Source organism: Protofrankia sp. CiP1_Cm_nod2 (assembly GCF_920664355.1).
Classification (GTDB): Bacteria; Actinomycetota; Actinomycetes; order Frankiales; family Frankiaceae; genus Protofrankia.
In genome coordinates this window covers 16,813-27,615 of sequence record NZ_CAKKTL010000049.1, presented here as the reverse complement: position 1 = coordinate 27,615, position 10,803 = coordinate 16,813, and the positions used below count along the sequence as shown (strand labels likewise).

Below are 10,803 nucleotides of genomic sequence, written 5' to 3'. Positions count from 1 at the left end.
GCCCGGAACCCGCCATCTCGCAGCCGGCTGTGCCGGACCCGGCCGGCCTGGCGTCCGCCACGCCGGCGGCCGGCACCGCCGAGCCTGTCGTGCCGGCCGCCGCCGGGCCGGGGAAACGCCGCCGTGCGCTGGGCGTGCTGGTACCGGTGGTGGGCGGCTTCGCGCTGGCGGCACTGCTGCTGTTGCTGGTACCGGGGCTCGGGCTGCGTTCCCCGGATCCGAGGGTGACCATCTCGGCGGCTCCGCCGTCCGCGCCGGGCGGTGCCACCCCCAGCGCGTCCGCCGCCGCCTCGGCCGCCCCGGCCGCATCGGCTTCCGTCGCGGGGCCGCCGGGCAGCCAGGTCCCGGGTACGGGGGCGCCGGTCGTCCTGCCTCCCCCCGCGGCTTCGTCGGTGCCCGCCAGCGCCGTCCCGTCGCAGCCGGATCCTGCGACAAGCTGCGCACCACGCAACCGGAACGTCACGGACTACGCCGGACGGACCTTCCCCACGTACAACTGCCGTACCTACGTCGGTTCGGCCGTCTACGCCAACGTCCAGGCCGGGCAGGAGCCGCAGGAGCTCGACGACAGCGGCTACATGAACGCCGCGCCAGCCGTCTGGGTGGTCTGCCAGCTGCGGGGCCGGGCTAATCCCGTGGTACAGGGCAACACCAACACCTGGTGGCTGTACACCCAGGGTGATAGTTCCCGGCCCAACACCCATGGCTACCCGGCCGCCTGGGGGTATCTGCCGGCGACCGTGGTGGCCCAGGGAGGGCAGGACGAGCCGATCCCCGGGGTGCCCACGTGTTCGTCGTACCTGTAGGGCCCCGGCTGCCGGCAGGGGCCGGCGCGGGGGTGGCGTCTCGCCCCGCGCGGGGCGCCCCGGCGGCGGTCGGACCGGCCTGTCGCGCCTCCCGCCCGGTGCTCCGCTCCGCGGCGGCGTCCTGCCTCGTGCCCCTGGCGTCCGGCCTCGTGCCCCCGGGTTTCGTCAGGCTCGTGAACGGTGTGGGAAGGTGTCCGGCATGACGTACCTGCCAGGCGTCGAGGAGGCAGCGTCGTGGTGGCCGGCCCGTCCGACCGGGCGTGCCGGGCAGGCCGGACGGGCCGGGAACCGGGCCGGGGATGCCGGCGGGCGGGCCGGGAACGCCGGGCGGGCGGGCTTCGTCCGGGCGGTCGCGGGCGCTGGTGCCGCCGCGCTTCTCACCCATGCGGTCCCCTCGGTGGCCACCCTGCGCCGACTGCGGATCCACCTGATGCCCGGGCTCGCCGGGATCGGCGCGCCGGACCACGTGGCGCTCACCTTCGACGACGGCCCGGACCCGGCGTCCACCCCGCTGTTCCTCGACGTGCTGGCCGAGCTGGACCTGCGGGCGACCTTCTTCGTCCTCGGGACGATGCTGGAGCGCGCGCCACACCTGGCCGAGCGGATGGTGGACGCCGGTCACGAGCTGGCCGTCCACGCCTGGGACCACCGGCCGATGCTGCTGCGCGGGCCGCGCTCCACCTACCGGCAGCTGTACCGGACCCGGGAGCTGATCACGACGGTGGCCGGGCATCCGCCGCGGTTCGCCCGGCCACCGCACGGCATCCTGTCCGCGGGGTTCCTCCTCGCCGCCCGCCGGCTGGAGCTGACCCCGGTGCTGTGGACGGCCTGGGGCCGGGACTGGACGTCGACGGCCACGCCGCTGACCGTCCTCGACACTCTCGCCCCGGACCTGCGCGGCGGCGGGACCGTCCTGCTGCACGACTGCGACTGCACGTCCGCGCCGCGGGCGTGGCGCAGCGCCCTCGGCGCACTGCCCGAGCTTGCCGCCCGCTGCCATGACCTGGGCCTTCGCCTCGGCCCGCTGGCCGAGCACGGCCTTCGCCCCGGAATCATGTGATCGCATCCTGCTGGACCGCGGAACGAGGGAACAAACGGTCGCCCCGGTGGTCGTTCACGTACTCGCTTCCCAGGAATGTCAGGTCTCCGGGTACAGCGAGTAGCCGGGGAAGTTTTTCGGGGTGCCTCGCCACCTGGGCAAACTTGCCGATCACGCCTCTGAGCTGGACGTTTGACCTTGCGGCATCTCTCGTGACCTCACACCGGTTTCCGAGTGAAACGGCCCAGGAACGGCCCAGAGATCGCCAGCGGGGCGTCTGATTCGGACGTCCCACCGGCCTCGTCCGACCCGTCATCGGCGCACGTTCCGTAGCCGCGCGCGGAGGCCTGCGATCCCGTCCCGCAGTGACCAGCGGGCCGCCGCCGGCTTGGACGGAGCCGAGGCTGCCGCGCATCCATTCCCGGAACCGCTCGTCCGCCTGTTCGACGTCCATGTCGTGTTCAGCCGTCATCGCCGTCGCCGTCGACGAGGTGGCGCAGGTAGGCGCTCGGGTTGTCCAGGTAGCGCCGCCAGTGGTCCACCAGCTCCAGTTTCTCCCACGAGGTGCGCCGGAACCCGTGCTCGCCTATCTCGATGATGTCCGCGCCCGGGGTCGCGGCCAGGATCGGGGAGTGCGTCGCGCAGATCACCTGCGCCCCGGACCGCCCCAGCTCGTACATCAGCGAGGTCAGGTGCAGGCAGGACGTGAACGACAGCGCCGACTCCGGCTCGTCCATCACGTAGAAACCGGGAGCGTTCATCATCGTCCGGAAGATGGTCGTGAAGCCTTCGCCGTGGCTCATCCGGCGGGTGTCCTCGGCCCAGTAGCCCGGCACGCCGCCCAGGTTCTCGGTCATGGCGAACGCGGTCTCGGCCCGTAGGAAGAAGCCCTTCTTCTTCAGCCGCGGGCCGCCCAGCATCCGTGCTCCCGCCGCGGTCGTCTCCAGCCGCAGCACCGTGCCCAACGGGCTTTTCCGCGGATCCGGCCGGCCGGTGCGGGCACCGGCCCGGCCGCCGTAGGGGTCCAGCCTGAACCCCTCGGCGATCGCTTCCACCAGGGTGGATTTGCCCGAACCGTTGTCGCCGACGAGGAAGGTCACCGGGTGGGTGAATGTCAGGCCGTGTTCCACCAGTGCCGCCACGCAGGGCACCGTGAACGGCCACGCGTCGCGTTCGGACGGCTCGGGTGCCAGCGAGTCGGGGATGTAGGCGCGCCGGACAAACACCGGGCCTCCTCACTGAACGGGTGGCCGTAGGAACGCCCCAGGGCGGCCATCGACACTATTGTGCTGGCCCCGGGGACGTGTGCCGGGGCTTCGCCGCGGGCGGAAGCGAGTCCGGGCCGGCGCACATGATCGGCGGGTCGACCGAGTGAGGCCGTCTCCGGCGCGCGCAGAGGCGGGGCCTGGTGCTCGTTCATGCGGACGCCCGGGCCGCCTTGGGATGGCACCGAGTGCACGGGACACCGCCAGGACGGCCGGTGTCAGTCCGGAACGACACGTTGGCTTGCAGGACAGCCGGGGCGTGGCCCATGTCCCCGCCGCAGGAGCCGCACCATGGGGGCACGCCTGTACTGGCCGTACGGGGCGGGGGTGTGGACATCCACCCCGTCCAGCCCGGTTCGGCTGTCCTGGTGGCGTCTGGGCGGCATTCTGGGCATGTCCCGTCGGGGCGGAACATGGCGGCCGGGTGGGTGAGGCACACCAGCTTGGACGGGTGCCCTGCCGGGCCGGACGCGGTGGCCCTGGCCATCTCCTCGTCCAAGATCCGGCGGGTCCGCTCCCGGCCGGACTCCCTGCGCGGCCGGCCGGAGCTGGACGCCGCGGGCGGGACCATAGAGGGCAGGAAGCGGGTAGGTGCCGTCTCGACCGCCGTCCGCAGGTAGCCGGCCGGGTCGTGCACATCCCGCAGGGTGCCGTCCTTGCGGCGCAGCACCATCGCCACACCCTTCCCGGCGAGCTCCCTGTCGATCGTCTGCCCGGTCGCCTCGTGCACCGCGTCGGCGAGGACCTGGAGCAGGTCGACGGCCGAGCCGACAGCGGGAGCCGCAGTCGGAACAGTTGGAACACGGGTGTGGGGGCCGTCGTCATCAGCGGCCCCCACGACGCCGTCCGGTTGGGTCTGGCGGACGCAGTCCAGCAGCACCGTCACAGGGTCGACACCCGGCGGGAGTTCCCCGCCCAGCTCGTCGGCGAGTGCACCCGGCTCCACCCCGGCGGCAAGCCGCTCCGCGACCGCGGCCACCAGCCGGTGACGTGCGGCGCTGTCCAGCATCACCCCGTTGCCGATCACCTCGCCGTCAACCAGCGACCCCGCGGTGAGCATCCACGGGCCGGAAGCCGACAGAACCGCTGATCCTCTGTCCCCCTCGATGCCCGTAGTGGAGCCGGCCGGGCTGGGGTCGGGAGAGTGCGTCGAAGGGTGAGGGTCCGGCGAGGCGGTACCGGCCACGGCGGGAGGCGGGCTGACGGTCACAGCCCGGGGGTTATCCACATGATGATTTTGTTCGCGCGCGTGCGCGAGATCATCATCATCAAAATGTTCTTCTAAGAACTGATCTTCTGAGAGTTGGTCTTCTTGATGACCGACCGGTTTCCGTGAGACGGCAGACCGTGAGACGGAAACCGGTAGCACGGTCCGCGTGCTCGGTTCGTCGCCATCCGTCGATACGTCCAGGTCGGACCGTGTTACCGGATCCGGTAGTACGGTGGCTGTGCCCGAGTCGTCGCGTTCCGGAACATCCCTGACAATCCAGGGTTCCGATGTCCACCGGCCGCCGTCTCTGCGGACGCGCCGTGGTCGGGCGAGGTATCCGGTCGCCACCAGCCCTTTCAGGGCGTTGTCGACCGCGCGGCGGCCGTCCTGCGGGAACGCCTGCCGGATCGTCTCCGTGGTGACCTCGTATCCGTCCCGGTGAGACAGCAGCCACGCGAGGATGCCGCGGGCAAGGCCGGACAGGTCCCGGTTGCGCACGATGGCGTTGGGGACGCGGGTGTAGCTGGCCGTGCTGGTGCGGATGACCTTCATCGCATCACCGGCCGGGAGCGAGCGAGAGTGCGGCGCCTCGGGTCGGGCAGGCTGCCGCGGGCAGAATGAACCACGGGTCGTGAGCCCTTCTTGCGAAAGGGTGATCGGCTAAGGGCCCGTTCCGGTGTTGCTGCACTGGGCGGGCCCGCTTCATGCGTGGGTGGGGCGGGTCAGCTACGCCTGGCGGCCCACGCCCGGATCTCATCCGCCACCCACAGCCGCGCGTGGTGCAGCCGGTAGGCGGCAGCGGGTAGGCCCTGTAGCCCAAGTACCTCGTGTGGACGCACCCCGAGGTACTCGGCGACGTCGGCCGCCGCCCACATCTCGGGTAGCGACTCGGCCGCGACATCCCGGACGGCTTCGGGCCGGTGGATGGCGATCCAGTTTTCGACGTCCGCGGGATGCCAGAACGGCACCGCGCCTTGCAGGCCGCGAGCGGCAGGCAGGGGGAACGCTCCGGTCTTGGTGAGCTGGCGGGCACGCTCACGGGAGATCCCGAGCCGGGCCGCGATGTCGCTGGTGGTCCAGAACTGCGGCTCATCTGGTCGGGTCACACCTCCAATCGTGGCATGGCGCAGACACATACGGTTGCGCTATCAGGTGGCACAAGACCACTATTGCGCTTGTGCCACTGTATGCCCTAACGTCAACGGCGACCACTTCGACCAAGGAGGACACGTGAGCGACCAAGACGGGATCGATCCGCTGATCAGTCCTGGTCAGGCCGTCGCGCTACTACGCGACAAGGGCCTGAACGTCGACGCCCGGACCCTCCGCCGGTGGGCGACCTCCGGGCGCATCCCCGCCCGCAAGATCCCATCCGGCCAGTTCCGCTACCGGCGCAGTGACGTACTCGTGATCGCGGACGACCTCACCGGCGCAGCCTGACCCGCAACGCAAGGCAGCCCCGAACCGGTGATTCCAGCACCGGCCGGGGCCTACGGACCACCTGACACGACAGGAGACCCGCACATGCAGCTTCTCACCCGCAGCACGGCCCGCCTGGTCGTAGCGCTTGCCGCCGTCGCGGCCCCCGCACTGTTCCGTGCCCGCCGCACCCCGGCTTCGGTCACCGCGGCTACTCCCGTCCTGACCGCCGAGCCGGGGCCGATCGCCGTAGCCGACCCCGCGGACGTCTACACCCCGGACGAGATGCCCGCCGTCGAGGTCATCGAGGAGGCAGCGGCCAGCTACGAGACGGCTTCCGAGCAGGCCAGGACCGCCGACCGTGGCAAGCGCAAGGCCCGGAAGCTGCTGGATCGGCTCCCCGCCGGCGTGTACGGCTCGTGGGCCGTGGACCGGGTCGAGTCCAGCCGGCAGACCGCCGACCTGGACGCGATCCGCGCCACCTACGCCCGGCACGGGCTCGGCGACGTTCCGATGCGGCCATGCGCTCCCTCGCTGCGGGTCACCCGCGCCGCCGTCCTGGCGGTGGCGGCATGAGCGCCGACGACCTGTTCGCCAGCCACCCCGACCTGATCGATCTGGAAGCGGACAACACCTACAGCGCCGGTTTCCTCGCCGTCGCCGCGGCGATCCGCGCCTACGAGGATGCCGCGGCCAACCCCGACATCCCCCCGATCCCCCGCCTGATCATGATCTACATGGCGCGAGGCGCCGAACTCGCCGTCCAAGCCCTCATCGACTGCCTCAACGACGACGGAGACGAGCTCGCTCTCCTGCACGGCTGGCTGGTCACGATCGCCGAAGACCCGACCGAACGCGTCGACACCCGAAAGGCTCGGGAGTGGGAGGCGGCCGGGTACCGGACGGCCCTGAACATGATCACCCGCCTGCCCATCTTCGAGGACCTCGGTCTCGCCAAGGTAACTGGGGGTGCCCGGTGACCACGCCGATCCTCCCCGACTTCCCGCCGGTCGACCCGGCGTTCGTGGAGCCCACGATCGCTGACCTGACCGAAGCGTCCGGACGGGTTGCCCAGTACGGGCCGAACACGGTCCGTACCACCGCGTTCATGCTCGCCACGGACGCGCTGACCGCCGCACTGACCAGCGGCAGCATGGCCGAGGTCCTCCGGGCTGTACGCCAGATGGTCGCCGTGGACCGGGCGGTCATCGCGTACCAGCGGGGCGAGCTCATCACTGGCGAGGCTGACGGGCTGGACGACGACGTCGCGACCGTCCCGGGCGTTCTAGACGGGTTCGCGTGCCTGGTCTGCGGCGCCGACCTGACCGTGCCCGGTGTCGCCAGCGTGCCGGCTGGCGCCGTGGGCGAGTGTCAGGTGTTCGCCTGCTCGGCGCACGGCCAGGACCGCGACGGCGGGCCGGCGGCGGTGACCCGGTGAGCCGGCCGTGTGGGCTGTGCGCCGGGCTCGGGGTGGTGGACGGCGCGTCGTGCCCGGTCTGCTTCCCCCGGGCCGGCACCGGCGAGCGCGGTGCGCGGAAGAGCCCGAAGTCGGTCACGATCCCCACGTCGGTCAAGGAGATCAAAAACCTGGTCGGCAGGAAGCGGATCGACAAGACGACGACCAAGGACGGGGTGACGACGCGGGACCGGCTCACCGGCCGGGAGTCGACCACGCTGACCCCCGCGCAGAAGGCGGAGCTTGCCCGCCGCCGGAAGGCCAAGAAGAAGGGCGGCCGGTGATGGGTACGAAGATCAGCGCCGATCAGTGGATCAGCCGTCTGATCGGCGCCGGCCTGGCCGTCGTCGCGGGAGTCGCGGCGATCGTCAGCTACCGGCACATGCGGGACCTGTCCGCCCGCCACGGTGAGGACGGGCTGTCCTCCACGATCCTGCCGTTGTCCGTGGACGGCCTGCTGGCGGTGGCCGCGCTGGTGCTGCTCGCGGATGCCCGTGCCAACCGGCGCAGCGGCCGGGCCACCGCCTGGTTCGCGGTCACGCTCGGGATCGGCGCGTCCGTGGCCGCGAACGTGGCGCACGCCGAGCCGACGTGGACCGGCCGTCTGATCGGCCTGTGGGCGCCGGTCGCGCTCGCGGTCGCGCTGGAACTGGCCCTGCGCCACGTCCGGCATGTGGCGGCCCTATCCGTCGCTCCGACGGTGGGCTCCGGTCCAGCCGTCAAGGCGACAGCCGATCCCCTACCGGTCCAGTCCGCACCCCCTGTGGCCCGGGCTACGCCACCGGCCGAGCCACCCGCGGCCGATCCCGTGCCGGTGGCCGGGCCACCCGTGGCCGACCCTGACCCGCCGGTCGAGCCGGTGGGTGCTGCCGGCGGGTCGACCCGGCACCGGGTGGCCGCGCTGGTCAGCCGGATCCCGGCCGACGACCCACGATCCGACCGCGCCTTGGCCGCGGAGTGGGCACCCCTGGTCGGTGTCACGCCGTCGACCGTTCGTAACCACCTGTCAGCGCTACGGCGGGAGGAATCATGACCAGCATCCGCGCGGACCTGCGCGCCTTGCCGTGGTGGGCGGCTGTCGGGCTCGTGCTCCTGGCCGTCGTTGTCCTGGCCCTGAGGATCGCGGGTCTGCTGGTCCTGGCGGTCGTGGACGCGGCCCAGCGGATCGAGATCGCCGTGTCGACCGCGGCCGGTATCGCTCCGCTGGCAGCCTCCACGGTGATCCTGCCTGCTGACGCGCCGATGCCCGGGTGGACGCGATGACCGCGCCGGTACGACTCGACAAGGCGGACGCTGTGGGGGACGTTGTCCCGGGCCCGTGGCTACCGGCCATCCCCGACCCGGACAGCAAGCCAGCCACCGGCCCGGCCACACCAGCCCCCCCGGCCAGTTCGCCGGATGCCCCGCTGCCGGTACCGGCACGCCGACCACTGGCCGACGACCCCCTACGCCTGCCCGTGTGGCTGACGGATACCACGGTGGCGCGGGCCCGGCTCGACCACGGCGGCCGGATGGCCACCCGGGCGGCCGTGCGCAGCCTGCGCCGCTCCCCGCTGGCCATCCTGCGCGGGGTGTGGCGCGGTGGCCGGGTCTGGTGGCGCTGGGTCCGTGCCGAAGACCTCGCCGACGAGCTCCGCGACGCGGCCACCGGCAAGCTCGGCAAGGACGTGTTCCTGATCCGGGATCATCGCCGGATCCGCTGGTACCTCACCGGCGCGACCCTGGCGACCACCGGCATCGGGGAGACCGTCGCCGCGCTGGCCGTCGGTGAGTGGGTGCCGGTCGTCTCCGGTCTCGCCGCGGCCGGCACGGCGGCGGTCGCCGGACGGCGCAGGCGAACGCCGGGTGCGCCGGCCGGGTACGGCGCCGACCGGGACATCCGGGTCGGGCTGGCCCCGGAACATCTCAACGGCGCGTTCCGCGCGGCCGGGCTCCTGAAACCGGCCGCGGGGCTGGTGCTGTGCTCGCCGGTACTCCGAGACGGTACCGGCTGGGCTGTGGTCGCGGACCTGCCGTTGGGCGGCGGGAAAACCGCCGCGCACGCCATCGCGAAAGCCGATGTCCTCGCGGCCGAACTCGGCGTCGACGAGATCCAGCTCATCATGAGCCGGGTACGGGCCCATCAAGGCGGGCACGGCCGGCGGCTGTCACTGTGGATCGCCGACGATGACCCGTATCTAGGCCCGTCCACGGTGTCACCGCTGGTCGACGCGGACACCTTCGATTTTTGGACGGCGGTACCGTTCGGCCGGGATGCCCGCGGCAACCGGATCACGCTGGGCATGCTGTGGGAGTCGGCGTTTTTCGGTGGCCTGCCGCGCCGCGGCAAGACCTTTTCCATGCGGCTGCTGGTATCCGCCGGGGTACTCGACCCGTGGGTGCGGCTGTACCTCGCCGATGGGAAAGGCGGTGCTGATTTCCGGCCGGCCGCGAAGGTCGCCCACCGGTATATCCGCGGCGCGGACGACGAAGATCTCGCCGCGTTGGAAGTCATGCTCGACGAGCTGATCGCCGAGATGTCGCGGCGGTTCGCGCTGTTCGCGACCCTACCGACGAGCATGTGCCCGGAAGGCAAGCTCACTCCGGACATCATGCGGCGGTACATGATGCCGCTGGTCCTGGTCGTGATCGACGAGTTGCAAGAGTACTTCGAGGCGATCGACGAGGAGAAGGACCGGCGTCGGATCATCGGGAAGCTGGCCCGTATCGCACGCCGCGGCCCGGCGGCCGGATTCATCCCGATCTATGCGTCGCAGCGGCCGGACGCCAAAAGCGTTCCCACGAAGCTCCGGGAGATCGTGTCGCGGCGGTATTCCACGCAGGTCACCGACAAAACCAGCTCGGACATGGTCTTGGGAGACGGTAAGGCCGCGATGGGTGCGGACGCTTCCACCTTGTCCGAGGAACACAAAGGCGTCGGGGTGCTGGTGACCGGCCCGGCGAACCACGTGACCGTGAAATGCGATTATCTCGACAATCCGGCGTTCGACGTGGTGTGTTCCCGGGGGCGGGTGTTGCGGGTGGCTGCCGGCACCCTGACCGGTCAGGCGGCCGGTGACATCCCGTCCGCGGCCGGGGACGTCGGCTACACCATCCCGCAGATCATCGGGGATGTGATGGAGGCGTTCGGGTCCCGGTCGCGGATCTGGACGGAAGACCTGCTGTCCGCGCTGGTGAACCTCGACGAGGACGGCTACGGGGATTTCGATCCGGCCATGCTCGCGGCCGAGCTGGACCGTGCCGGGGTCCGCCGCACCACCAAGCAAGTCAAGATCGACGGGGAGAACCGTGCCGGGTATCTGCTGCGCGACATCGAGGGCGCGATCCCGCCGGACGTGCTCGCGGCCCGGCCGGTAGAGGGGGCCGACGCTACCTCCCCGCCCGCCCCGGCCGGCGGCTGACCGGCCGGCCGGCAGCCCACATGTAGACACCCCCCGCTACCGGCGTAGCGGCCCCGGTAGACCCCGCTGACCTGCGCGGTAGCAGCGGTAGCGGGGGTGTAGCCCACCTGCCCAGGACGGCCACAGAGACCCGTTCGAGACCGAAGGAGAAGACGTGAAGATCAGGATTGGCGGAAAGGCCGAGAGTCGCCGTGCCGCGGCTGCTCG

At 71.6% G+C, this 10,803-nt stretch carries 12 protein-coding genes and 1 pseudogene; 10 read left to right on the top strand and 3 right to left on the bottom strand.

Annotated features, from left to right (window positions below; translation table 11 throughout):
• Window positions 1–806: pseudogene (locus tag NBW84_RS07995) on the top strand (hypothetical protein); the annotation flags it as partial.
• A 199-nt stretch (window positions 807–1,005) separates the two neighbouring features.
• A complete protein-coding gene (locus NBW84_RS07990; protein WP_250283182.1) occupies window positions 1,006–1,866 on the top strand; it encodes a polysaccharide deacetylase family protein in 861 nt (286 codons plus the stop codon).
• A 440-nt stretch (window positions 1,867–2,306) separates the two neighbouring features.
• Here the strand turns inward: NBW84_RS07990 and NBW84_RS07985 are convergent, their stop codons facing one another.
• From NBW84_RS07985 to NBW84_RS07975, 3 genes are all read right to left on the bottom strand, one after another.
• Window positions 2,307–3,071 (bottom strand): ATP-binding cassette domain-containing protein, encoded by a 765-nt coding sequence (locus tag NBW84_RS07985; RefSeq protein WP_250283180.1) that lies wholly within the window; start codon window positions 3,069–3,071, stop codon window positions 2,307–2,309.
• Window positions 3,072–3,261: 190 nt separating this feature from the next.
• Window positions 3,262–4,170 carry a hypothetical protein gene (locus NBW84_RS07980; protein ID WP_250283177.1) on the bottom strand — a complete coding sequence of 303 codons (909 nt, stop codon included), beginning with the start codon at window positions 4,168–4,170 and terminating at the stop codon, window positions 3,262–3,264.
• A gap of 872 nt (window positions 4,171–5,042) precedes the next feature.
• On the bottom strand, window positions 5,043–5,426 hold the full coding sequence (locus tag NBW84_RS07975; RefSeq protein WP_162233186.1) for a helix-turn-helix transcriptional regulator: 384 nt from the start codon (window positions 5,424–5,426) through the stop codon (window positions 5,043–5,045).
• Between the two features lie 124 nt (window positions 5,427–5,550).
• Between NBW84_RS07975 and NBW84_RS07970 the strand changes: the two genes are divergently transcribed.
• The 8 genes from NBW84_RS07970 (at window position 5,551) to NBW84_RS07935 (ending at window position 10,596) form a co-directional block, all read left to right on the top strand.
• Window positions 5,551–5,760, top strand: a complete 210-nt coding sequence (locus NBW84_RS07970; protein WP_047222553.1) for a helix-turn-helix domain-containing protein — start codon at window positions 5,551–5,553, stop codon at window positions 5,758–5,760.
• A gap of 84 nt (window positions 5,761–5,844) precedes the next feature.
• Window positions 5,845–6,315, top strand: a complete 471-nt coding sequence (locus NBW84_RS07965) for a hypothetical protein (RefSeq protein ID WP_250283175.1) — start codon at window positions 5,845–5,847, stop codon at window positions 6,313–6,315.
• Window positions 6,312–6,719, top strand: a complete 408-nt coding sequence (locus NBW84_RS07960) for a hypothetical protein (protein ID WP_250283174.1) — start codon at window positions 6,312–6,314, stop codon at window positions 6,717–6,719. Before NBW84_RS07965 ends, NBW84_RS07960 begins: the two co-directional genes overlap by 4 nt.
• Window positions 6,716–7,177 (top strand): hypothetical protein, encoded by a 462-nt coding sequence (locus NBW84_RS07955; protein ID WP_250283171.1) that lies wholly within the window; start codon window positions 6,716–6,718, stop codon window positions 7,175–7,177. Before NBW84_RS07960 ends, NBW84_RS07955 begins: the two co-directional genes overlap by 4 nt.
• Window positions 7,174–7,479 carry a hypothetical protein gene (locus NBW84_RS07950; protein WP_250283169.1) on the top strand — a complete coding sequence of 102 codons (306 nt, stop codon included), beginning with the start codon at window positions 7,174–7,176 and terminating at the stop codon, window positions 7,477–7,479. The genes NBW84_RS07955 and NBW84_RS07950 overlap by 4 nt, the downstream gene beginning before the upstream one ends.
• Entirely contained in the window at window positions 7,479–8,228 is a 750-nt protein-coding gene (locus NBW84_RS07945) for a DUF2637 domain-containing protein (RefSeq protein ID WP_250283184.1), read from the top strand. The genes NBW84_RS07950 and NBW84_RS07945 overlap by 1 nt, the downstream gene beginning before the upstream one ends.
• Window positions 8,225–8,458 (top strand): hypothetical protein, encoded by a 234-nt coding sequence (locus NBW84_RS07940; RefSeq protein WP_250283167.1) that lies wholly within the window; start codon window positions 8,225–8,227, stop codon window positions 8,456–8,458. The genes NBW84_RS07945 and NBW84_RS07940 overlap by 4 nt, the downstream gene beginning before the upstream one ends.
• Window positions 8,455–10,596, top strand: coding sequence for an FtsK/SpoIIIE domain-containing protein (locus NBW84_RS07935; RefSeq protein WP_250283165.1), 2,142 nt, complete (start codon window positions 8,455–8,457; stop codon window positions 10,594–10,596). Before NBW84_RS07940 ends, NBW84_RS07935 begins: the two co-directional genes overlap by 4 nt.
• Window positions 10,597–10,803: the final 207 nt, after the last annotated feature.